We start from the raw sequence: 23,195 nt of genomic DNA, 5'->3' as shown, positions 1-23,195 counted from the left end.
TTCTCTGCGGCTCCGGCATGCGTCCGGCGCCGCCTTTCAGTTCTAGAAATGACCGCTGAACAGCATACCCAGCAAAATCTGGGCGATCTGCAGCAGGATCACGGCCACCAGCAGCGACAGATCGAGATTACCGACTAGCGGCACGGTGCGGCGGATAGGCCGCAGCAGCGGCTCGTTAAGCGCGCGCACGAACGGCGCCAGCGGGGCGTGGGGATTGACCCAGCTGAAGATCGCTTCGACGATCAGCAAGGCCATAAAGCCGTACAGTATCCAGCTCAGAAAGCGTTGCAGGGCCGCCAGTGCCACCATCTGCGGCGTCAGGCCCGCCAGCAGCAGCACCGACGTCGCCAGCAGCACGATCAGGAAGGCGCCGATCAGGCTGGCCCAGTCATAGCCGCCCACACCGGGCACGATACGGCGCAGCGGACGCACCAGCCAGTCCGACAACTGGAAAGTGAATTGCGCCACCGAAGCCGGTGGCCGCACGCGAATAGCCTGCATCCAGAAGCGCAGCAGCAGCGCACCGCCCAGCAAGGTGGCGATGGCGTCGACGATCAACATGACGATACTCAGCACGGAACTCCTCCAAAAAAAAACCGCTGTGTGATTGTCTCACACAGCGGCTGGTTGCCTCAGCAGGCCACCTAGCTTTTTATCAAGCTTAGGATGGACGGGTGCTGGTCGGGAAAGGCCAGGCAGCTGCAGGAGCTACCACGGTCTTTGCTGCTGGCGCAGCAGCTGGTGCTGGTGCTGGAGCAGCGGCGGCTGGAGCTGGTGCCGGAGCAGCAGCTGGTGCCGGAGCTGGTGCAGCGGCAGGCGCAGCGGCGGCTGGTGCAGCGGCAGGCTTGGCAGCTGGTTTAGCAGCAGCTTTTTTCGGCGCAGCTTTTTTGGCAGCTGGTTTAGCGGCTGGCTTGGCAGCAGCAGCTGGTGCGGCAGCTGGCGCAGCAGCTACCGGAGCAGCGGCTGGAGCAGCCTTCTTGGCAGCTGGTTTTTTCGCGGCTGGCTTGGCTGCAGCCTTAGCTGCTGGCTTAGCGGCTGGTTTTGCTGCAGCTGGTTTAGCGGCTGCTTTGGCTGCTGGCTTGGTAGCCGCAGCCTTAACTGGCTTTTTTGCTGCAGGCTTAGCTGCCACCTTTGCAGCCGGTTTGGCTGCCGCTTTTACCGCTGGTTTTTTGGCAGCTGCTTTTTTGGCGGCTGGCTTGGCTGCGGCTTTAGCAGCTGGTTTGGCGGCGGCTTTAGCGGCTGGCTTGGCAGCTGCTTTCTTGGCTGCTGGTTTAGCAGCTGGTTTGGCGGCAGCTTTTTTAGCTGCTGGCTTGGCGGCTACTTTTGCGGCTGGCTTGGCGGCGGCCTTTTTAGCAGCTGGCTTGGCAGCGACTTTTTTGGCAGCTGGTTTAGCAGCGGCTTTAGCGACGGTTTTCTTGGCGGCTGGTTTAGCAGCGGCTTTTTTAGCGGCTGGCTTGGCAGCAGCTTTTTTCACGGCTGGTTTAGCTGCGGCTTTTGCTGCTGGCTTGGCTGCTGGTTTAGCTGCAGCTTTTTTCACTGCTGGCTTGGCTGCGGCTTTTGCTGCTGGCTTAGCTGCTGCTTTAGCGGCTGGTTTAGCAGCGGCTTTTTTCGCTACTGGTTTTGCGGCAGGTTTAGCAGCGGCTTTTTTCACGGCTGGTTTTGCAGCAGCTTTTGCAGCTGGCTTGGCAGCTGGTTTAGCAGCAGCTTTTTTCACGGCTGGTTTAGCAGCTGGTTTGGCGGCGGCTTTTGCGGCCGGTTTAGCGGCGGCGACTTTTTTTGCTGGAGCTTCAGCTTTCGCTGCCGGCTTCTTGGCAGCTGGTTTCTTTGCGGCGGTTGCCATTTTTAGTTCTCCTTCATCGGGGATGGGAAAATTCATTACAAGATTTAAACCCGTCCAGCCCGGGATTAGGCTAGGCGAATTATTCATCGGCACAAACGAAAGCCGTTTGCGCTAATGAATTCGGCACTAGCTGAACTGCTGCCCCTCCTCACGAGTGCAGCACTTCAGCCATCGATCTGTTCGCAGTCCGTGGCCGGCGCAGCGTACAGATACAAATCTTGTCGCGACGTTTTGCGGGTGGTCGGGCGTGTACTCAGCTCCAGGGACCTACGTCGCAGACCACTACTGTCTAACTCTCAAACAAAAAACCGCCCGGCCTGAACCGGTTCAGGCAAGACGGTCGATCAAAAACAGTGTGGTGTCAGCATATCTTAGTGATTCTGTATCCTGTTTAGCGTCCTGTTTCGCAGCTCGCGCGTATCAAAAAATCCGCCGATTTGCAAACACGCTTTTTCAATTTCGTAAAGTACACGAAAACCTTGTCGTTGCGCAACCGGCACGATACGGAATCACGCGCATTTTTTTCTGCGTACTGCGATCCGTCTCACCTTCCGGCACATAAACTGCTGCTTCACATCCTCGCCTGCTTGCCGCTACGCGCACTCCATCGTGCCGGAAAGCGCGCCGGAAGAACTCCGACGGAATTTTCGCACTTCAAAGCGCGCCTTATTCCATCAGGGTTTCTTTGTATAGCTCCGGTGCCGGATCGGTTTCCGTTCGCTGCTGTTTGCTGCTCCGGCAGCGCCACCGCCGCGACACTACGCAAGTACAGCACACCGTTTTCAAATTCGTCGCGATTATGAGACAGAGCGCGGCGAATGGCAAGCGCCGCAATCGAAGCGCGCGCGCAAAAAAAAACGGATCCCGCAGGATCCGTTTTTCGGCGTGACCATAAGGCCGGACATTTAGTCCCAGTTCAGCGCACCACCGGTCTGGTATTCGGTGACGCGGGTCTCGAAGAAGTTACGCTCTTTCTTCAGGTCGATCATCTCGCTCATCCATGGGAATGGATTGTCTTCCTGATCGAACAGCGTCTCCAGACCGATCTGGGTAGCACGACGGTTGGCGATGAAGCGCAGGTAGCCTTTGAACATGGTAGCGTTCAGACCCAGCACGCCGCGTGGCATGGTGTCTTCGGCGTAGGCGTATTCCAGATCCACGGCGCGCAGGAACAGCTGCTTGATTTCTTCCTTGAAGGCTGGGGTCCACAGCAGCGGATTTTCCATCTTGATCGAGTTGATCAGGTCAATGCCGAAGTTGCAATGCATCGATTCGTCGCGCAGGATGTACTGATACTGCTCGGCGGCGCCCATCATCTTGTTCTGACGGCCCAGCGCCAGAATCTGGGTGAAGCCGACGTAGAAGAACAGACCTTCCATCAGGCAGGCGAACACGATCAGCGACTTGAGCAGGGTCTGGTCGCTTTCCACCGTGCCGGTGGTGAACTTAGGATCGGTCAGGGTGTTGATGAAGGGGATCAGGAACTCGTCCTTGTCGCGGATCGACTTGACCTCGTTGTAGGCATTGAAGATCTCGCCCTCGTCCAGCCCCAGCGACTCGACGATGTACTGGTAGGCGTGGGTGTGAATCGCCTCTTCGAAGGCCTGACGCAGCAGGTACTGGCGGCATTCCGGTGCCGTGATGTGGCGGTAGGTGCCCAGTACGATGTTGTTGGCAGCCAGCGAATCGGCCGTCACGAAGAAGCCCAGATTGCGTTTTACCAGACGGCGCTCGTCTTCGGTCAGGCCGTTGGGGTTCTTCCACAGCTCGATATCGCGCTGCATATTCACTTCCTGCGGCATCCAGTGGTTGGCGCAGCCGGCCAGGTATTTATCCCAAGCCCATTTGTATTTGAACGGTACCAGCTGGTTGACGTCGGTTTTACCGTTGATGATGCGCTTGTCGTCGGCATTCACGCGCAGGGCTACCTGCTCGGCGCTCGCTTCGCCCGACTCCAGTGCAGCTTGAGTTACAGATTGACCTACAGCTTGTGGTACGGCCGTAGTGGCCTCATCGTCCCAGGACAGCGACATAGTGTTTTCCTTCAGAATTCGGTTGGATTAATTAAGTTTCTAATTAAATCGGAGCAGCCGGCCATCGCACGATGGGCCGGCCGCAGAGTTTTTACTGGCAGGCTTCGCATTCCTCGAAACCGTCGTCGCCCGGACGCAGGTAGCAAGCCGCGCCTTCAGCCACCACCGGTGCCGGTGCTGCCGGCGCTGCTGCTGCCGCGCTGGCCGAAATACCGCCATCGACCGCCACGGCGTTCAGCACGCCGGTACGGCTGGTGGATTTCTCCAGGTGGGTCGCTGCAATGGTACGCAGGTAGTAGGTGGTTTTCAGGCCACGCAGCCATGCCAGCTTGTAGGTCTCATCGAGCTTCTTACCGGACGCGCCTGCCATGTAGATATTCAGCGATTGCGCCTGATCGATCCATTTCTGACGACGCGAAGCCGCTTCCACCAGCCAGGTCGGCGAGACTTCGAAGGCGGTTGCATAAATATCACGCAGATCTTGCGGGATGCGGTCGATCTTGGCCAGCGAGCCGTCGAAGTACTTCAGGTCGGAGATCATCACTTCATCCCACAGGTCGCGTGCTTTCAGGTCACGTACCAGATAGGCGTTGATCTCGGTGAATTCGCCCGACAGGTTGGACTTCACGTACAGATTCTGGAAGGTCGGCTCGATACAGGCCGACACACCGATAATATTCGAAATGGTGGCGGTTGGCGCAATCGCCACGCAGTTCGAGTTACGCATACCGAATTTCTGGATGCGTTCGCGTACCGGTGCCCAGTCCATGCTGGACGACAGATCCTGCTCCAGATAGCCGCCGCGCTCTTCGGCCAGCAGCTTGACGGAATCCTGTGGCAGGATGCCACGGTCCCACAGCGAGCCTTTGTACGACTGGTACTGGCCGCGTTCTTCGGCCAGCTCGGTCGAAGCCAGATAGGCGTAGTAGCACACCGCTTCCATCGAGGTATCGGCAAAAGCCACGGCTTCGTTGGACGAGTAAGGAATGCGCATCATGTGCAGGCAGTCCTGGAAGCCCATCACGCCCAGACCGACCGGACGGTGACGCATATTGGCGTTGCGGGCTTTGTCGACGGCGTAGTAATTGATGTCGATCACGTTATCCAGCATGCGCATGGCGGTGCGGATGGTCTTCTTCAGCTTGACGTGATCGAGCTTGCCCTCTTTCATGTGGGCTGGCATGTTGACCGAGCCCAGATTGCAGACGGCGATTTCGTCGGCATTGGTATTCAGGGTGATCTCGGTGCACAGGTTGGAGCTGTGTACCATGCCCACGTGCTGCTGTGGCGAACGGATGTTGCATGGGTCTTTGAAGGTGATCCATGGGTGGCCGGTTTCGAACAGCATGGACAGCATCTTGCGCCACAGGTCCAGCGCAGCCACTTTCTTGGAGACGCGGATTTCGCCGGCAGCGGCCTTGGCTTCATAGGCCAGATAGGCTTTTTCGAAGGCTTTGCCGACCAGATCGTGCAGGTCCGGGGTGTCCGAAGGCGAGAACAGGGTCCAGTCGCCTTTTTCCATCACACGCTTCATGAACAGGTCCGGAATCCAGTTGGCGGTGTTCATGTCGTGGGTACGGCGGCGGTCGTCGCCGGTGTTCTTGCGCAGGTCGAGGAATTCCTCGATGTCCATGTGCCAGGTTTCGAGGTAAGCGCAGACAGCACCCTTACGCTTGCCGCCCTGATTGACCGCTACAGCGGTGTCGTTGACCACTTTCAGGAACGGCACCACGCCCTGCGATTTGCCGTTGGTACCCTTGATGTGGGCGCCCAGTGCACGTACCGGCGTCCAGTCGTTGCCCAGACCGCCGGCGAATTTGGCCAGCAGTGCGTTTTCCTTGATGGCGTCGTAGATGCCTTCCAGATCGTCGGAAACGGTGGTCAGGTAGCACGACGACAGCTGCGAACGCTGGGTGCCCGAGTTGAACAGGGTCGGGGTGGACGACATGAAGTCGAAGGTCGACAGCAGGTTGTAGAACTCGATGGCGCGCGCTTCGCGGTCGGTTTCGTTCAGGGCCAGACCCATGGCGACACGCATATAGAAAGCCTGCGGCATTTCGATGCGGATGTCGCGCACGTGGAGGAAGTAGCGGTCGTACAGGGTCTGCAGGCCGATGTAGCCGAACTGCAGGTCGCGGTCGGCCACCAGAGCCTTGGCCAGACGGGCCAGGTCGAATTCGGCCAGTTTGGTGTCGAGCAGGTCGGCAGCGATACCTTTGGCGATGTATTGCGGGAAGTAGCTCACGTACTCGGCGGCAGCGGCAGCCTGTGCCACTTCCTTGCCGAAGACTTCCTTACGGATGGTGTGCAGCAGGATGCGGGCCGTCACTTGCGAGTAGGCCGGATCTTTTTCCATCAGGGCGCGGGCCGCCAGAATGGCCGACTTGTGCAGTTCTTCCACCGGCACGCCGTCGTACAGGTTTTTCATGGTCTCGGCCAGAATCGCGTCGGCATCGACGTGCTTTTCCAGACCGGCGCAGGCGGCATTGATCAGGTTCGACACGCGGTCCAGTTCCAGCAGCTTGCGCTCGCCGTTTTCGACTACGTGAATCTGCGGTGCAGCGATAGCGGTGGCGCCAGCGGCCTCCTTGGCGGCACGGCGCTCTTCCATCTGCTTGGCGCGGTACAGTACGTAGGCGCGCGCCACATCATGTTCGCCCGAGCGCATCAGCGCCAGTTCTACCTGATCCTGCACATCTTCGATGTGGAAGGTACCGCCCGAAGGCTGGCGGCGCACCAGTGCTGCCACCACACTGGCGGTCAGCTGTTCTACCAGTTCGCGGATACGTGCCGACGCAGCACCCTGACCGCCATTCACGGCCAGGAAGGCTTTGGTCATCGCCACGGCGATCTTCGACGGTTCAAACGCGACAACCGCGCCGTTACGGCGGATGATGCGGTAGTCACCGAGGTCGCTGGCGGCCGTAACCGGGCTGCTGGCGGTGCTCGCAGCAACTGAAGGTACCAGTGCCGGATTGATGGTGATGTCTTGAGTAGATTGCATTTAAGCTCCCCGAAAACAGCGTGCAGTCAGTGCTGCGCGACGTAATGTTGTATAAAAAAGGCCGAAATACTGCACTCAGCCCTGGCTGCTGGCTGATGAGATGCCAAATAAGCTGCAATAAAAGCGTGATCGACTGGTCTTAAGGCATTGCAGATAGTTTAAGAACCAGTGTCTTGGGAACTACTATATCTAGTGATAGACGCGAATCGATACACTGATTGTAGTGATCGGAGTGGGCTAAGACAAGTGGAAATTTTGCTATAAACGGCAATTTTTCTATTGACTTTGCGGGAGCCCTTTTACAAAGCGCAGTTCGCCGAGAGCACTCACTAACGTGCCTGTTTGCGGACTCAGCAACTGCCACTTTTTGCGCCAGATTTGCTCATAGAGTGACCAATCAAACAACACTCCGGGATCGGTTTTCCGGCCCGGCGCGATGTGTTCATGACCTAGCACATCGGCCAGCCGATAGCGCTGCTGCAGTGCCAGTGTCAGCGTCGCCAGCGCCTCGTACTGGGCGGCTTCGAACGGCGTCTCATCGCTGCCTTCCAGCTCGATACCGATCGAATAGTCGTTACATTTTTCCCGCCCGCGGAACGCCGAACGCCCTGCGTGCCACGCCCTCGCGTTAGCAGAAACATACTGCATGACACGGCCGTCGCGGCGGATAAAAAAGTGGCTGGACACCTTCAGACCGCGCAGGTCGGCAAACGAAGGGTCAGCATTATAATCGACCCGGCCGGTAAACAGGTCAGTCACGTGCGGACCGCCGAAACAGCCGGCCGGCAGCGAGATATTGTGGATCACCAGCAGGCTGATATCGGCCGGATCGGGCCGCTCGTCACAGTGCGGACTGTCGTAGCGCTGTGCCAGCGGCCACCAGCCTGCATCATCCGGCAGCACCACGCCCTGCCCGGCTGCGTCCGGCGGCCGGCTCACGCTTCCGGCTCCTGTATGTCGAGCTTCTGCATCTGGTAGCGTAGCTGGCGGAAGCTGATGCCCAGCAGCTGGGCGGCCTGGGTGCGGTTGAACTGGGTCTGCGCCAGTGCTCTTAATATCAGCTCGCGCTCGATCCGGTTGAGAAATTCCGGCAGATTCGGCGGCAGCACATCGATCTGCGGCAGCGGTGGCCACTCTTCTGCGGGCAGCGCGGCAACCTGCGCGGCGGCCATGGCCGCCGCGCCATCCGCTGGCGGCAGCCGTATGGCCGCCGCTTCGCTGGCAGCCAGAAACGGCGCCGGCGTGGTCGGTGTGGGCAGCGGCACGGTAGCCTCCACCATGCGTGCGCCCTTGAGCGCCAGATCGGCCACTTCGATCACGCCATCATTGGCAAACGCCAGCGCCCGTTCCAGTATGTTTTCCAGCTCGCGCACATTGCCGGGGAAGGAATAGCTGCGCAGCGCGTCCAGCACGCCTTCGCCCAGCCTGACCTCGGATTCGAAAGTGCCGAGCCGCTCCAGTATGCCGTCGGTCAGCACGGGCAGGTCATCGAGCCGATCACGCAGAGGCGGCAGACTCAGTTCAATCACATTCAGGCGGTAGTACAAGTCCTGCCGGAAGCTGCCCTGTTCCACGCACTGGGCCAGATTCTTGTGGGTGGCACTGATAATCCGCACATCCACCGGCTCCTCGGCGGTGGCGCCTATCTTGCGCACACGCCGCTCCTGTATGGCGCGCAGCAGCTTGACCTGCATGGCCAGCGGCAGATCGGCCACCTCGTCGAGCATCAGGGTGCCGCCATTGGCGGCCTGGAAGAAGCCGTCGCGCTCGTCGGCGGCGCCGGTGAACGCGCCCTTGCGGTAGCCGAAAAACTCGGCTTCCATCAGGGCTTCCGGTATCGCACCGCAGTTGACGGCGATAAAAGGCTTGGCTGCGCGCGAACTCTGGGCATGGATTTCACGTGCCGCCAGCTCCTTGCCGCTGCCTGATTCGCCGTTGATGGCGATCGGCGCCATCGAGCGGGCCAGCCGGGCAATCTGCGCACGCAGCGCTTCGATCACCGCCGAACTGCCGCGCAGCCGGCTGGGCGCTGGCCTGGCTGCCGGCGCCTCGTCTTCCGCCGCGCCGGCACTGAGGCGCAGGGCCGAACGCACCATGACCCGCAGCTGATCCAGCGCCACCGGTTTGGAAATATAGTCGAAGGCGCCCGCCTTCAGTGCCACCACGGCATTCTCCGCACTGCCAAAGGCCGTGACCACCGCGATCGGCGTATTGCGGTGGCTGACATTCACCTCGCGCACCAGCTCCAGCCCCAGACCATCGGGCAGACGCATATCGGTCAGCACCAGCTGGTATTCCACGCCTGCCTGCGCCAGCAGCGCCCGCGCCTCGCCCAGCGTGGCGGCGCAATCGACTTCCAGCCCCATCTTGAGCAAGGTCAGTTCCAGCAGCTCGCGCAGGTCGGCTTCATCGTCCACCACCAGCACGCGAGGGAATCGAACAGTCATCAAGCTACCTTTCTACTTCTGTGCCGGATGGGCGAAAGTAATGACAAACCGCCCGCTGGAGCGCGGCTTGCCGCTGGCATCCTGCTGACCATCGAAACGATATTCATAGTCTAGCCGTGCCTCGTTATTCAAACATAGTTCCCGCGCCAGATACAATCCCAGCCCCGTGCCCTTGCTGGAGGTAGTGTAGAACGGCTCGAACAGGTGGGCGCGCACCTCGGGCGCTATGCCGGGGCCATCGTCCTGCACATGCAGTTCCAGCGCGCGCGAGGGTATGCTGCGCAGATCGAGCCGGATCGAAGCGGGGCCGCCGCTGGCATAGCGCACCGCGTTATTGAGCAGGTTAAGCAGCACTTCGCGCAGATGCAGCGCATCGAAGCGCACCGGCGCCGCCGCTACCAGCGTCAACCCCAGCATATCTGCGGGCAGGCCATGGGTCTCGACAAATTCCTGCACCAGCTCAGTGAGGAAGCCCTCCAGCGCCAGCGGTTCATTATGCGGCTGCACCTTGCGCGACAGCTGCAAGATGTCCTCCACCATGCGGTTCACCCGGCTGACATTATCGCCGATGATCTTCAGCAACCGGGTCTGCACGCCATCCGTCATGTCCTCGCCCAGCAAAGCCGTGGCATGGCCGATGGCCGAGAGCGGATTGCGCACTTCATGGGCGATGCTGGCAGTCAGCCGGCCCATCGAAGCCAGCTTGAGCTGCTGCGCCTGATTTTCGATGCCCGTCACGTCCTGCAGGAAGATCACGCTGCGCTCCGTGCCCAGCCGCGCCGTATCTACCGCCGCAAAGCGTACTTTCAGGTGGGCCGAGAAGTCGCGCCGCACGCTCCACGCGGCCGTCACCTGCTGCAGGGCATCGTCGGCATACGGCTTGATGGTGATATAGGCCGTGCTGCGGCTGCGCTCCTCGCACCATGCCGCGTAAGCTTCGGCCAGCGGCGCCAGCGCGCCTGCGTCGGCCAGCGTGAAATCGGACTGGGCCCCCAGCATGCCCAGCATCTGCTGCGCCGCCGGATTGCTGGCATAAACCAGACCGGCCCGGTCAACCACCAGGATGCCGTCGCCCACATTGGCCATGACCAGCTGGTTGATGGCCTGCTGCACATTGACTTCCACCCCGCGCCGTATGGCCAGTTCTTCCTGCCCGATCAGGCGGGCCGCCATGCGGTTCACCACCAGCACGGTAGCAAAGAAGGCGGCACCATACAGGCCGGCCTGCAGAAACGGCCGTTCCGTCTCCAGCATCAGCACGCGCCAGATGCTTTCGCCCAGCATGAACAGCGCCACCAGCGCCGTGCAGAACAGGGACAGCAACAGCGGCGCGAGAATGGCGGCGCCCGCCAGCGGGAACAGATACAGGATGGCCAGCCCGCTGCGCAAGCCGCCGCCCACGATAAACAGCAGGGAAATGATGGCCAGATCGGCGGTAATCTGGCCCAGTAACTGCCAGCGGAAGCGCTGCTGCCAGTACACGGCCAGCAGGGCAAACGCCAGCGCCAGCGCCAGATACAGCACGCACAGCTGCAAGTTCAGATAGGAGCTATCGGCACGCAGGCCGTTGCGGTCAAAGCTCAGGTAGACCAGCAGCACCAGCGCGATCACCACGCGCGAAATGCTCAGAGTCTGTAGTGAACGCCAGAACGAGGCGCGCGATTCGGCCGGAACGGCGAAGTGGCCGGAATCCACGCTGCCTCAGGCAGAGGGCATGGCCGCGTGGGCCGCGCTGCAGTAGTCGCGCCCGCGCGCCTGCACCGTTTCGGAAGCGGGATAAAACACGCCGCAATGGGCGCATTGCAACATGGTTTCCACTTCGGCGCTGGTATTCTGCCGCGCCGCACCTGCCGCCGGGCCAGCCGGCGGCGGCTGGTTGAACGGCTGCTGACGCTTCTGCGCCTCGCGGATCTTGCTGCGGATGGCGAAACCGATCAGGAAAATCAGCGCCAGCCAGAATAGCAGACGGCTCATACGCCCCCCTTATGCAGCAGTACTTCCAGCACGAAGCGGCTGCCCACATAGGCCAGCAGCAGGGTGGCAAAACCGGCCAGGGTGAAACTCAGCGCCGTGCGGCCACGCCAGCCGCGGAAGCGGCGGCCTGCCAGCAGGGACGCGAACAGCAGCCATGACAGCAGGGTAAACACGGATTTATGGTCCCACTTGAGGGCCTGGCCAAACACCTGTTCGGAGAACACGATGCCGGAAAATACGGTCAGGCTGAGCAGGGCAAAGCCGAAGCTGATCATACGGAACAACAGCTTTTCCATGGTCAACAGGGCAGGCAACTGATCCAGCGCATTCGACAGAAAGGTCTTGCGCTGGGTGGCGGCATGCAGGTGGCGCTCCTGCAGCGCCATCAGCACGGCATGGAAAGCCGCCACCGTGAGGGTGCTGTAAGCCATGGTGGCAATGGCGATATGCCAGCCGAACAGGGGCGATTTGTCTTCCAGCGCGATCACGCTGCCGGGGAAGCCAACCTGCAAGGCTACCACCAGCGCCGCATTCGGCATCACCAGATGGCGCATGCTATCGAGGCTGAAGTTGCGGTTCTCCACCCAGTAAGCAGCCACCGACACCCACAGCGCCGACGACAGCATGGCCGCAAAGCCGAGGCGGATGGTGCCGACGCTGACCAGATCGAACCACAGGCCGGCGCCATGCAGCAGCCAGGCCAGTGCCGTCATGGCGGATATCAGACCGGAACGGCGCGATGGCAGCGCCGCACATACGAGGTACAGCACGATGGCTGCGATGAGTAGGAAATTCTGCATAAGCCCCAGTTTACACTATCGCTCAGTCGACGGCAGCCATGCGTAGCTCATCGTTATGGTGGCGCTGCTGTTCCTCCATCACCAGCTGCCCCAGTTCACGCTTGAGCGCATTGAATTCCGCCGCCGCCGGATCGCGCATGCGCGGCAGTTCCACCATCAGATCGCGCTTCACCGTGCCGGGCCGGTAGGTCATGACGATGATGCGGTCGGCCAGATAGATGGCCTCTTCGATACTGTGGGTGACAAAAATAATGGTCTTTTTCAGTTCGGCCCAGATGCGCAGCAGCTCGTCCTGCAGGTTGCGCCGGGTTAGCGCATCGAGCGCGCCGAACGGTTCGTCCATCAGCATGATGGGCGAATCGAGCGCCAGCACGCGGGCGATCGCCACCCGCTGGCGCATGCCGCCGGACAGGTCTTTCGGATAGCGGCTGCGGAAGTCGCTCAGCGACAGCATGGCCAGCAGCCGGTCCACCGTCGCACTGATCTCGGCTTTCGCTAATCCCTTGATCTGCAAGCCGAAAGCGATATTTTCCGCCACCGTCATCCAGGGGAAGAGCGCGTATTCCTGAAACACCATGCCCCGTTCCGGGCCCGGTGCGCTCACCGTCTGGCCATCGGCCACGATGCTGCCGCTACTGGGCGGGGCAAAGCCGGCGATAGCATTGAGCAGGGTGGATTTACCACAGCCGGAGGGGCCCAGCAGGCAGACAAACTGGCCGCGCGGGATTTCCAGATTGATGTCCTGCAGGGCCACCACGGCGCGTTCCTCGGTCTGGAACACCTTGCTGACGTGGGCTACGCTGATATGTGCGCTATCCATTAGTTCTCCAGACCGCGGTGCCAGCGCAGCAGATAGTTATTCAGTTTGTTGACGGCGCTGTCGATGGCCAGTCCCAGCAGGCCGATGGTAATCATGCCGGCCATGATCTTGTCCGACCAGAAGTACTCGCGCGCTTCCAGTATGCGAAAACCCAGGCCGTTGTTCACGGCGATCATTTCAGACACGATCACCACGATGAAGGCGGTGCCTATACCGATGCGCACCCCCGACAATATATACGGCACGGCCGCAGGCAGGATCACGCGGATAAACAGCGTGCTGCCGCTGGCGCCCAGATTGCGCGCCGCGCGCAGATAGATGCCGTCCACCTGGCGCACCCCGGCGATGGTATTCATCAGCACGGGGAAAAAGGCGCCCAGCACGATCAGGAACACGGCCGGCGCATTACCCAGCCCGAACCACAGAATCGACAACGGAATATAGGCAATGGGCGGAATCGGGCGCAGCAGCTGCAGCAGCGGATTAAACCATGCATACACCAGCGGGCTGGCGCCCATCAGCAAGCCTAACGGCAGCGCCAGCGCCGCGCCGATGGCAAAGCCCAGCGCCACGCGGTACAGGCTACCCAGCGCATCGACGATCAGCTCACCCGATACCGCCCACGCCAGCCAGCTGCCCTGCTCCGCACTGTATGGCTGCACAGGCAGCAGATAGGCCAGCCAGCGCTCGGCCACCGCCAGCGGCGATGGCAGCATCTGCGGATTGGCCCAGCCCATGGTGGCTGCCAGCTGCCACACGGCGATCACGATGATGGGCACGATCATGCCCACGGCCAGCTGCTGCCAGCCCCGCCCTGCTTTGCGCGCCGCCCCGGCCATTATTTGATCCCTACGCTTTTCTTGGCCGCTTCCAGCAGGTCGGTACGCACCCACTCTTTAGCAGCGGGCGGTTTGGCCATGCGGCCCACGCCCGTCTTGAACATCACGTCGGTAGTGATCTGGATGTGTTCCGGCGTGATGTCGTAGGAATATGGCGAATTGCCGATGGCATCGTCGAAATCATCCTTGCTGATCTGCCCCTTGAACACAGTTTCGCGCACATACTTCTCGGCCACTGCCGGCTGGTCGATAAAGGTTTTGGTGGCTTCCACGAAGCAGCGCATGAATTTCTCGGCCAGCGCACGCTTCTCTTTATAGAACTTCTCCGTCATCACCATGGTGCGGATAGGCTCGCCGATCGGGGTGTCGTAAGGCTTGATGATTTCCGTGCCAAAGCCTTTGTTGATGGCCTGCGAGGACTGCGGTTCGGAATTCATCATGGCGTCGATGTTTTTACCCAGCAGCGCCTGATTCAGATCGGCGAAGGCCAGATAGATCAGCTGCACATCCTTGCCCGGCTGGTCGGAAGCCGTCAGGCCTGCCATCTGCAGCTCGGCCAGCAGCAGCACTTCCTGTATGCCGCCACGGGTAACGCCTACCCGCTTGCCTTTCAGGTCCTTGACGGATTTGAGTTTCAGGTCGGCGCGGCTGACCAGTCGTGCGCCGCCCTTGGCAAAGCCGGCCACCACCACGATGGGCGCGCCGCTGGCACGGCCCGAAATGGCCGCTTCGGAGGCAGTGGTGCCGACATCAAGCTCGCCGGCGATGATCCCCTGCATCACGTCCAGCCCTTTGGCGAACACCCGCTCTTCCACCTTGATGCCGCATTTGGGGGCGATCTCTTTAATATAGGAGACGGCGCCGTAGTGGGCGAATTTCAGGTTCCCCAGCCGCACCACTTCCTGCGCTTGTACTGGCGCTGCGGCCTGCAGCGTCATCACGGCGCTCAGCGCCAGGGTTTTCCACCAGATCGTACGTTTCATCGTGTTCATCCTCCGGGTTCTTGTTTTCTCTGCATCATAGCAACAGCCCAGCCTGCGCTGTCCGTGTCCATACAGGAATATAAACCATAAGCGCGCCCCATGCGGCGACTAGGCGCAGTGGATGGGGTAAAATGGCGGCCACTGTTTTATTCTGGGTTCAACATGCTAGACAATCTTACCCAACGCCTTGCCAAGGTCGTTAAAACCATGCGCGGCGCGGCCCGCCTGACGGAAGCCAACACCGCTGAAATGCTGCGCGAAGTGCGCATGGCCCTGCTCGAAGCCGACGTGGCCCTGCCCGCCGTGCGCGAATTTATCGCCCGCGTCAAAGAAAAGGCGCTGGGTGAAGAAGTCATCGCCTCGCTGTCGCCGGGACAAGCGCTGGTAGGTGTGGTGCAGCGCGAACTGGCTGCCCTGATGGGTGCCGATCTGGGCGCGGAAGCCACCCAGCTCAGCTTCGCCCAGCAGCCGCCTGCCATCATCCTGATGGCCGGTCTGCAGGGTGTGGGTAAAACCACCACGGTGGGTAAGCTGGCCAAATACCTGAAAGAAGAGAAGAAGAAAAAAGTGCTGACCGTCTCGGCCGACGTCTACCGTCCGGCCGCGATCGCCCAGCTGCAGTCCGTCACCGGCCAGGTCGGCGCCGACTTCTTCCCTTCCACCGCGCAGGACAAGCCGGTCGATATCGCTCTGGCGGCACTGGACTGGGCCAAGAAGCATTACCACGATGTGCTGATCATCGACACGGCGGGCCGTCTCGGTATCGATGAAGAGATGATGCGCGAAATCGCCGCCGTGCACAGCGCCGTCAAGCCTATCGAAACCCTGTTCGTGGTCGACGCCATGCTGGGTCAGGATGCCATCAACACGGCCAAGGCGTTTAACGATGCGCTGCCGCTGACCGGTATCGTGCTGACCAAGCTCGATGGCGATTCGCGCGGCGGTGCAGCGCTGTCGGTACGCCACATTACGGGCAAGCCGATCAAGTTTGCCGGCGTGTCGGAGAAGCTCGATGGTCTGGAAGCCTTCGATCCCGCCCGCATGGCCAACCGCGTGCTGGGCATGGGCGACATCCTGGCGCTGGTGGAAGAAGCCCGCAAAGGCGTGGACAGCAAGGCCGCTGCCGATCTGGCCAACAAGATCAAGGTGGGCGGCAAGTTCGACATGAACGACTTCAAGGCCCAGCTAGGCCAGATGAAGAAAATGGGCGGCATGGCCAATCTGATGGACAAGCTGCCGGCCCAGTTCCAGCAGGCTGCCAACGGCGCCAACATGGATCAGGCGGACAAGCAGGTGCGCCGCATGGTCGGCATTATCGATTCGATGACGCCGCAGGAACGCGCCAAGCCGGAGCTGATCAAAGCCACCCGCAAGCGCCGTATTGCGGCCGGCGCCGGCGTGCAGGTGCAGGAAGTGAACCGCATGCTGACCCAGTTCGAGCAGATGCAGACCATGATGAAAAAACTCTCGGGCGGCGGCATGATGAAGATGATGCGCTCGATGAAGGGCATGATGCCGGGCATGCGCTAGGCATAGCCGCTAGCAGGGAAATGCGGGGCAAGTGCCCCGCAACGTTGTGCCTCGGCCTGTGTTTACGTGGTGTTTCCGGGAAAAAACGCGAAAAACACTTGCACATAGCGCAAATCACCACCAATATTAACCGGTGCGATCAATTGCGCAATTTTTCCATGTGTTCGTTAAGGAGGCTCGAATATGGCAACAGCCAAAAAAACCCCAGCAGCACCCGCCAAGAAAGCTGCGGCCGCTAAACCGGCAGCCGCGAAGAAAGCCGCACCAGCCAAAGCAGCAGCCGCCAAGCCTGCCGCAGTGAAAAAAGCGCCGGCCGCACCGCGCAAACCTAACGCCGCCTTCATGAAGGCCATGACCCCATCGGCCGCACTGGCCGCCGTGGTAGGCGCTGCGCCGCTGCCACGCACGGAAGTCACCAAAAAAGTCTGGGATTACATCAAGAAGCTCGACCTGCAGGATCCGGCCAACCGCCGCATGATCAATGCCGACGACAAGCTGAAAGCTGTATTCGGCGGCAAAGCCCAGGTGTCCATGTTCGAAATGACCAAGCTCATTTCCGACCACCTGAAGTAATACCCACCGGAGTCGTAGTCCTTTCTCGCAAAGGATTACGACTTTATCTGCTCTTCCCCTTCCCTGATCTAGCCTTCTGGCGCCGATACCCAGCGTATCGTGTGACGCCTGCCTATTGCAGTTTCCAGTGGTTCCACGCTGCCAGTACGGCATTCGGATAATCGGACTTGCCGCGGCTGCCGTTGTAGCGGCCCAGCGCCAGAAACAGATTGCCTGCTTCCATATCGAGATACATGCGCAGGATGGCGCAGCCATAGCGCAGATTGGTCTGCATATTAAATAGCGCGCTGCGGTTATGGTCGCCGATCACACTGGTCCAGAACGGCATCACCTGCATATAGCCGCGCGCGCCCACCATCGACACGGCGTATTTGCGGTAGGCCGATTCCACCTGTATCAGCCCCAGCACCATGGCCGGATCGAGCCCGGCACGGCGCGCTTCATACCACACGGTGGCAAGGAATTCGGTACGGGTCTGCTGGTCGGGCAGGCGCCGTTGCAGGCGCGCCGACATCTGCTCCAGCCACTGCTGGTAGCGCTGGCGCTCCGCTTCCGTGCGGAAGCTGGGCTGGGGCGGCGCCGCATCGCGAATGGCGTTGGCCAGCGCCAGCCGTACCGAGTCGGCCAGCGCTTCTTCCTTCTGATTGCCGGCCAGCGCAGGGAGTGTCGCGGCCAGTAATACTGCCGCGACTATCCATCGCACTAGCCTGCTTTGCGGTTTCACGCTGCGATCTTGCCTTTGATGAAACTGATCACATCGGCCACCGGCACGGCAGTCGCTTCGCTATCGCGACGGCCCCGGTATTCCAGATTGCCTTCTTTCAGACCACGGTCGCCGATCACCACGCGGTGCGGCACGCCGATCAGCTCCCAGTCGGCAAACATGCCGCCCGGACGCAGGCCACGGTCATCCAGAATCACGTCGATGCCGGCTGCCACGGCTTCGGCATACAGACGTTCGGTGGCCTCCTTCACCGCTTCGCTGCGGTCCATACCCATCGGGCACAGCACCAGTTCGAACGGCGCCAGTGCGGCGGGCCAGATGATGCCCTTGTCGTCGAAGTTCTGCTCGACGGCAGCGCCCAGAATACGGGTCACGCCGATACCGTAGCAACCCATCTGCAGCGGTGCCGGTTTGCCGTTTTCGTCCAGATAGGTGGCTTTCATAGACTCCGAGTAAGCGGTACCGAGCTGGAATACGTGGCCCACTTCGATGCCGCGCTCGATGGACAGCACGCCTTTGCCGTCCGGCGAAGCGTCGCCGGCCACCACATTGCGCAGGTCGGCCACGATATTCGGTTCGGCCGTGTCGCGGCCCCAGTTGGCACCCGTGTAATGGAAACCGGCGTCATTGGCGCCGCAGACGAAATCGGCCATGTTGGCCACGGTGCGGTCGGCCACCACGGTGACCGGCGCCTTGGTGCCGACCGGCCCCAGATAGCCCGGTACGCAGCCGTAGACTTCCAGAATTTCCGCTTCGGTGGAGAAGCGGTAAGCGCCCAGACCCGGCACTTTGTTGACCTTGACTTCGTTCAGTTCGTGGTCGCCGCGCAACAGTAACATGAAATACTGTTTAGCCAGTTTGCCGTCGGTTTCCGTTTCCACCGTCAGGGCGATGGTTTTCACGGTGCGGCTCAGGTCCAGCTTGAGCTGTTCGGCCACGGTTTCGCACTTGGTGGCGTTGGGCGTCGCCACTTTGGTCAGCGCTTCGGCAGCGGCCGGACGGCTGGCCGCCAGCGGCAGTGCTTCGGCCGCTTCCATATTGGCGGCATAGTCGGAATCGGCGCAGTACACCAGCGCGTCCTCGCCGGTGCTGGCAATCACGTGGAATTCGTGCGAACCGGTACCGCCGATGGCACCATTATCGGCTGCCACGGCGCGGAATTTCAGACCGAAGCGGTTGAAGATCGAAACGTAAGCGTCAAACATGCGCTGGTAGGACAGCTGCATGCCAGCCAGATCGCGGTCGAAGGAATACGCATCCTTCATGGTGAACTCGCGGCCGCGCATCAGGCCGAAGCGTGGACGGCGCTCGTCGCGGAACTTGGTCTGGATGTGGTAAAAATTCAACGGCAGCTGACGGTAGGATTTGATTTCCGTGCGTACCACATCGGTAATCACTTCTTCCGAAGTAGGCTGGATGGCGAAATCACGGCCGTGGCGGTCTTTCACGCGCAGCAGTTCCGGACCCATTTTGTCCCAGCGGCCCGTCTCCTGCCACAGTTCGGCTGGCTGTACCAGCGGCATCAGCAGCTCGATCGCGCCGGCCTTGTTCATCTCTTCACGTATGATGGCTTCGACTTTACGGATGATGCGCAGGCCCATGGGCATATAGGTATAGATGCCGGAACCGAGGCGTTTGATCATGCCGGCGCGCATCATCAGCTGGTGGCTGACGATCTCGGCGTCGGAAGGAGCTTCTTTAAGCGTGGAAATAAAAAATCGTGAGGCGCGCATACGGTGAATTCTTTTTAAAAAGAGAGGGTTATAATCAACCTAATTTTAAAGGATTAGCTGGCTGATGCGTCCATACTTTATACAAATGCGTTCAATAGATGCCTGTGCGGCCGCTTTCGTACCCCGAAAGACGTGCCGGCGTGCGGTTTTGTGGGCAAAAATATAAGCAGGAAGCTCGGTCGCAGAAAGTATTGAGGTGCAATATGCTCGATCGTGAAGGGTTTCGGCCCAACGTCGGCATTATCCTGCTAAACGCCCAGAACGAGGTGTGGTGGGGTAAACGGGTGCGCGAGCACTCATGGCAATTTCCGCAGGGCGGCATTAAATATGGAGAAACGCCGGAACAGGCGATGTACCGGGAGCTGGAAGAGGAAATCGGATTAAGGGCAGAACATGTAAAAATCGTCGGTCGCACGCGTGACTGGCTGCGTTACGAGGTACCGGATCACTTTATCAAGCGGGAAATCCGTGGCCATTACCGTGGCCAGAAGCAGATCTGGTTCCTGTTACGCATGTGCGCACGCGACAACGATGTAAATCTGCGCCTGACCGACCACCCCGAGTTCGACGCCTGGCGCTGGCATGACTACTGGGTGCCGCTGGATGTGGTGATTGAATTCAAGCGCGATGTGTATCAGCGCGCTTTGCAGGAGCTGTCGCGTTTTCTGACCTGGCCGGCCAATGGTCAGGAACGTCGCCACGGCGCCCGCTATCTGCGCCAGCCGCGCAACAACCCGCCGGCTGCCGGGCAGAACAGCGCCGCCGCAGCGGCAAGCAGTACCCCGGTCACCGCATGCGGCAATGCAGCAGAAATAGCCCAGCCAACGATCAGCAGCAACGCTGAAACCGTTAAGGGCAGCTGAGAATAGCCAGCATTGCGGCGCAACAAACGTCAACGGGACAGCATGCTGTCCCGTTGACGTTTCCGCTCTTGCCTACTGGCCTTTAGCCTAGCAGGTACAATAGCGCCATGTTTAATCCATCTTCCGACGACGTCCGCCGCTTCTTCTGCGAGACCTTCCGCAAGCAGCGGGCCAACGAACTCCTGACGCCGCTTGAAGCCATGGCGAGCGACTGGATACGCCACCATCCCGAATACCACGACGTGCTGGCCGATGTCGAGCAGGCTCTGACGCGCGACTACTCGGGCGGCAACGTCAGCAACCCCTTTCTGCATCTCTCCATGCACCTGTCGATCGACGAGCAAATCTCGATCGACCAGCCACCCGGCATCCGCGCTGCGGCCACGGCCCTGACGCTGAAACTGGACGACGCTCACGCCGCCCAGCACGCCATCATGGAATGCCTCGGTGAAATGATCTGGAACGCCCAGCGCAACGGCACCCAGCCTGACGGCGCCGCCTATATCGAAGCGGTGCGCCGCCTGCTCTAGAGAGCGGGGTCAGGTCGGGCAACGTGCAGGCCCGGCCGACAAGGCAACAGGGGCCAGAGCGGACAAGCATGCCGCCTCTGAGGCTGCACGATGCCCGATCTGACCCCGTCGGTAACTAGCTTAAAGCTTAGCGGTGCGACACCAGACTGCCCGGCAGGCTGTGCAGATAAGCTGCGATATCGCCGATATCCTGATCGCTCAGGGCTTTGACCTGACCACCCATGATGGCATTGTTACGGCCATTGGCCGCATCGCCGCGCTTGTAGGCGGTCAGCGCATGCACGAGGTAATCCTTGTGCTGGCCGGCCAGCTTGGGATAGCTCGGATCGATAGGGCTATTGAAATCTTTGCCGTGGCAGGCGAAGCAGCTGTATTTCTCCGTCAGGGCTTTGCCTGCTTCGATATTGCCACCCGCAACAGCGGAGTAGGACACGGTGGCGCATGCCAGTGCGATTAACAGTTTTTTCATGTCCCTATCCTTATTTTGCGCTAGCCGTTTGCTGCGAATAGTACGCTGCGACATCCGCGATATCCTGATCCGACAGGCTGGCCGCTATCCCCTTCATGCTGGGATGCTTGCGATCGCCCTTCTGGTAGGCCTTCAGTGCGCCTTCGATGAACTTGGCCGACTGGCCACCGATCATGGGCACCTGGAACGACTCGGGGAAGCTGGCTTTGTAGCCGGGAATCCCGTGACAACCGATACACATTTCAATCTTTGCTTTGGCATTCTGGGCATTGCCCACGAGGTCAGCTGCTGAAGCCAGACTAGCGCAACCAGCGAGCACGAGGAGTGCGGAGATTTTTTTCATAGTGTGTGCAAGGTAAGTAATCGGATACTACCGCGGATGCAAAAACTTGACATTTGCATTGAGCTTGCGATTCTAACTCAAGAAATATTGCACGGCTACGCAATTCATTGCCATTACAACACACGCCACACGACTCTGTTGCGCGCAGCATCCGAGCCCCGCCTCTAGCGTTCTCCCCTATACTGACGTTTCCCTTTTTTACTGTAGAAATCCACGCCCCATGTCTGCTACACCGCGCTTCGAAGGCTCCGCTCAATACGTCGCCACCAATGACCTGAAACTGGCCGTGAATGCGGCTTTGACGCTGCAACGCCCGCTCCTGATCAAGGGCGAGCCGGGCACCGGCAAAACCATGCTGGCCGAAGAAGTGGCCGCCGCGCTGGGCATGCCCTTGCTGCAATGGCATGTCAAATCAACCACCAAAGCCCAGCAGGGCCTGTACGAATACGATGCCGTGTCGCGTCTGCGCGATTCCCAGCTCGGCGACGAGCGCGTGCGCGAGATCAATAACTACATCGTCAAGGGCGTGCTGTGGCAGGCATTTACAACAGACCAGCCGGTGGTGCTGCTGATCGACGAAATCGACAAGGCCGACATCGAGTTCCCCAACGATTTGCTGCGCGAGCTAGACCGCATGGAATTCTATGTCTACGAAACCCGCGAAATGGTGCGCGCCAGGCACCGTCCGCTGGTGATCATCACTTCCAACAACGAGAAGGAACTGCCGGATGCCTTCCTGCGCCGCTGCTTCTTCCACTACATCCAGTTCCCTGACCGCGACACCATGGAGCAGATCGTGCAGGTGCACTACCCGCACCTGAAAAAGGAACTGCTGGCGCAGGCGCTGCAAACCTTCTACGATCTGCGCAACGTCCAGGGCCTGAAGAAAAAGCCGTCCACTTCGGAATTCCTCGACTGGCTCAAGCTGCTGATGGCAGAAGACATTCCCCCCGCAGCCCTGCGCAGCGACGATGCCAAAGCCATCGTGCCGCCGCTGCATGGCGCCCTGCTCAAGAACGAACAGGACGTGCATCTGTTCGAACGTCTGGTCTATATGTCACGGAATAATCGCTGATGCATACTCTCGCCCACCCTGCCGCCCCCATTACGCCAGTCACTCTGGAACTGCACGGCGTGCGCCTCGAACCACTGGGCCCGCAGCATGCGGACGGCCTGCGCGCTGCCGCAAGTGACGGCGAACTGTGGAAGCTGCGCGTAACCTCCGTGCCCGAGCCCGATCAGGTCGATGCCTACATAGACAAAGCGCTGGGCCAGCGCCCGGAGCGACTGGCCTTTGCCGTACTTGATGCGACCAGCAGCAAAGTGCTGGGCACCACCAGCTACCACGATATCGTGCCGGCCATTGCCCGCCTCGAAATCGGCTACACCTGGTATGCGCGCAGCGTGCAGCGCAGCCACGTCAACACTACCTGCAAGCTGATGCTGATGACGCACGCCTTCGAAACGCTGGGCGCGGCGCTGGTCGGTCTGCGCACGGATAATTTCAACCACGCTTCGCAAGCGGCCATCGAACGGCTGGGCGCCAAGAAGGATGGCGTGCTGCGCCACCACGCCCTGCGCCGCGACGGCAGCGTGCGCGACACCGTCATGTACAGCATCACGGCAGGCGAATGGCCGGAAATCAAGGCGCACCTGCGCTACAAGCTGGCGCAACACGGAACCGTCTGAC

23 protein-coding genes are annotated in these 23,195 nt (G+C 60.4%); 8 read left to right on the top strand and 15 right to left on the bottom strand.

Features of this window, described 5'->3' with window-relative positions; translation table 11 throughout:
- Window positions 1-42: 42 nt before the first annotated feature.
- The gene (locus GTP27_RS13435; RefSeq protein WP_161039742.1) at window positions 43-561 is read right to left on the bottom strand and encodes a YggT family protein; all 519 of its coding nucleotides are present in this window, start codon (window positions 559-561) and stop codon (window positions 43-45) included.
- 159 nt (window positions 562-720) lie between these two features.
- Between GTP27_RS13435 and GTP27_RS13430 the strand changes: the two genes are divergently transcribed.
- Both GTP27_RS13430 and GTP27_RS13425 read left to right on the top strand, forming a co-directional pair.
- Window positions 721-861 carry a hypothetical protein gene (locus GTP27_RS13430; protein WP_161039678.1) on the top strand — a complete coding sequence of 47 codons (141 nt, stop codon included), beginning with the start codon at window positions 721-723 and terminating at the stop codon, window positions 859-861.
- A gap of 116 nt (window positions 862-977) precedes the next feature.
- Window positions 978-1,955: a hypothetical protein gene (locus tag GTP27_RS13425; protein WP_161039677.1), complete on the top strand. Its 978-nt coding sequence runs from the start codon at window positions 978-980 to the stop codon at window positions 1,953-1,955.
- Window positions 1,956-2,745: 790 nt separating this feature from the next.
- Here the strand turns inward: GTP27_RS13425 and GTP27_RS13420 are convergent.
- The 10 genes from GTP27_RS13420 to GTP27_RS13375 form a co-directional block, all read right to left on the bottom strand.
- Window positions 2,746-3,873, bottom strand: coding sequence for a ribonucleotide-diphosphate reductase subunit beta (locus GTP27_RS13420; RefSeq protein WP_161039676.1), 1,128 nt, complete (start codon window positions 3,871-3,873; stop codon window positions 2,746-2,748).
- 91 nt (window positions 3,874-3,964) lie between these two features.
- Window positions 3,965-6,877, bottom strand: coding sequence for a ribonucleoside-diphosphate reductase subunit alpha (locus GTP27_RS13415; protein ID WP_161039675.1), 2,913 nt, complete (start codon window positions 6,875-6,877; stop codon window positions 3,965-3,967).
- A gap of 276 nt (window positions 6,878-7,153) precedes the next feature.
- Window positions 7,154-7,816: a 1,6-anhydro-N-acetylmuramyl-L-alanine amidase AmpD gene (ampD, locus tag GTP27_RS13410; RefSeq protein WP_371865923.1), complete on the bottom strand. Its 663-nt coding sequence runs from the start codon at window positions 7,814-7,816 to the stop codon at window positions 7,154-7,156.
- The gene (locus tag GTP27_RS13405; RefSeq protein WP_161039674.1) at window positions 7,813-9,324 is read right to left on the bottom strand and encodes a sigma-54-dependent transcriptional regulator; all 1,512 of its coding nucleotides are present in this window, start codon (window positions 9,322-9,324) and stop codon (window positions 7,813-7,815) included. The genes ampD and GTP27_RS13405 overlap by 4 nt, the downstream gene beginning before the upstream one ends.
- Window positions 9,325-9,336: 12 nt before the next feature.
- Window positions 9,337-11,019 (bottom strand): sensor histidine kinase, encoded by a 1,683-nt coding sequence (locus GTP27_RS13400; protein WP_161039673.1) that lies wholly within the window; start codon window positions 11,017-11,019, stop codon window positions 9,337-9,339.
- A 6-nt stretch (window positions 11,020-11,025) separates the two neighbouring features.
- Entirely contained in the window at window positions 11,026-11,298 is a 273-nt protein-coding gene (locus GTP27_RS13395; RefSeq protein ID WP_161039672.1) for a PP0621 family protein, read from the bottom strand.
- On the bottom strand, window positions 11,295-12,098 hold the full coding sequence (locus tag GTP27_RS13390; RefSeq protein ID WP_161039671.1) for a cytochrome C assembly family protein: 804 nt from the start codon (window positions 12,096-12,098) through the stop codon (window positions 11,295-11,297). Before GTP27_RS13390 ends, GTP27_RS13395 begins: the two co-directional genes overlap by 4 nt.
- A gap of 22 nt (window positions 12,099-12,120) precedes the next feature.
- Window positions 12,121-12,918: an ABC transporter ATP-binding protein gene (locus GTP27_RS13385; RefSeq protein ID WP_161039670.1), complete on the bottom strand. Its 798-nt coding sequence runs from the start codon at window positions 12,916-12,918 to the stop codon at window positions 12,121-12,123.
- A complete protein-coding gene (locus GTP27_RS13380; protein ID WP_202416763.1) occupies window positions 12,918-13,757 on the bottom strand; it encodes an ABC transporter permease in 840 nt (279 codons plus the stop codon). The genes GTP27_RS13385 and GTP27_RS13380 overlap by 1 nt, the downstream gene beginning before the upstream one ends.
- Window positions 13,757-14,695: an ABC transporter substrate-binding protein gene (locus GTP27_RS13375; protein ID WP_371865926.1), complete on the bottom strand. Its 939-nt coding sequence runs from the start codon at window positions 14,693-14,695 to the stop codon at window positions 13,757-13,759. The genes GTP27_RS13380 and GTP27_RS13375 overlap by 1 nt, the downstream gene beginning before the upstream one ends.
- A 207-nt stretch (window positions 14,696-14,902) precedes the next feature.
- Here GTP27_RS13375 and ffh point away from each other — a divergent pair, with 207 nt between their 5' ends.
- Window positions 14,903-16,270, top strand: coding sequence for a signal recognition particle protein (gene ffh, locus GTP27_RS13370; protein WP_161039668.1), 1,368 nt, complete (start codon window positions 14,903-14,905; stop codon window positions 16,268-16,270).
- Window positions 16,271-16,453: 183 nt separating this feature from the next.
- Entirely contained in the window at window positions 16,454-16,843 is a 390-nt protein-coding gene (locus GTP27_RS13365) for an SWIB/MDM2 domain-containing protein (protein ID WP_155432867.1), read from the top strand.
- Window positions 16,844-16,955: 112 nt separating this feature from the next.
- Here the strand turns inward: GTP27_RS13365 and GTP27_RS13360 are convergent, their stop codons facing one another.
- Both GTP27_RS13360 and GTP27_RS13355 read right to left on the bottom strand, forming a co-directional pair.
- Entirely contained in the window at window positions 16,956-17,546 is a 591-nt protein-coding gene (locus GTP27_RS13360; protein WP_371865922.1) for a lytic transglycosylase domain-containing protein, read from the bottom strand.
- Between the two features lie 17 nt (window positions 17,547-17,563).
- A complete protein-coding gene (locus GTP27_RS13355; protein WP_161039666.1) occupies window positions 17,564-19,300 on the bottom strand; it encodes a proline--tRNA ligase in 1,737 nt (578 codons plus the stop codon).
- A gap of 203 nt (window positions 19,301-19,503) precedes the next feature.
- Between GTP27_RS13355 and GTP27_RS13350 the strand changes: the two genes are divergently transcribed.
- Both GTP27_RS13350 and GTP27_RS13345 read left to right on the top strand, forming a co-directional pair.
- On the top strand, window positions 19,504-20,163 hold the full coding sequence (locus GTP27_RS13350; protein ID WP_161039665.1) for an RNA pyrophosphohydrolase: 660 nt from the start codon (window positions 19,504-19,506) through the stop codon (window positions 20,161-20,163).
- Window positions 20,164-20,270: 107 nt separating this feature from the next.
- Entirely contained in the window at window positions 20,271-20,693 is a 423-nt protein-coding gene (locus tag GTP27_RS13345) for a DUF1841 family protein (protein WP_161033618.1), read from the top strand.
- Window positions 20,694-20,820: 127 nt separating this feature from the next.
- Here GTP27_RS13345 and GTP27_RS13340 read toward each other — a convergent pair whose 3' ends face one another.
- Together GTP27_RS13340 and GTP27_RS13335 are read right to left on the bottom strand one after the other, a co-directional pair.
- On the bottom strand, window positions 20,821-21,162 hold the full coding sequence (locus GTP27_RS13340) for a c-type cytochrome (RefSeq protein WP_161039664.1): 342 nt from the start codon (window positions 21,160-21,162) through the stop codon (window positions 20,821-20,823).
- A gap of 10 nt (window positions 21,163-21,172) precedes the next feature.
- The gene (locus GTP27_RS13335; RefSeq protein WP_155432863.1) at window positions 21,173-21,505 is read right to left on the bottom strand and encodes a c-type cytochrome; all 333 of its coding nucleotides are present in this window, start codon (window positions 21,503-21,505) and stop codon (window positions 21,173-21,175) included.
- 220 nt (window positions 21,506-21,725) lie between these two features.
- On the opposite strand from GTP27_RS13335, the gene GTP27_RS13330 reads away from it, so the two are divergent.
- Together GTP27_RS13330 and GTP27_RS13325 are read left to right on the top strand one after the other, a co-directional pair.
- Window positions 21,726-22,580: an AAA family ATPase gene (locus tag GTP27_RS13330; protein ID WP_161039663.1), complete on the top strand. Its 855-nt coding sequence runs from the start codon at window positions 21,726-21,728 to the stop codon at window positions 22,578-22,580.
- Window positions 22,580-23,194, top strand: coding sequence for a GNAT family N-acetyltransferase (locus GTP27_RS13325; RefSeq protein WP_161039662.1), 615 nt, complete (start codon window positions 22,580-22,582; stop codon window positions 23,192-23,194). The genes GTP27_RS13330 and GTP27_RS13325 overlap by 1 nt, the downstream gene beginning before the upstream one ends.
- Window position 23,195: the final 1 nt, after the last annotated feature.

The organism is Duganella qianjiadongensis, from assembly GCF_009857915.1.
Classification (GTDB): Bacteria; Pseudomonadota; Gammaproteobacteria; order Burkholderiales; family Burkholderiaceae_D; genus Rugamonas; species Rugamonas qianjiadongensis.
The sequence above is the reverse complement of the archived record's forward strand: the minus strand, read 5'-3'. Positions and strand labels throughout refer to the sequence as shown.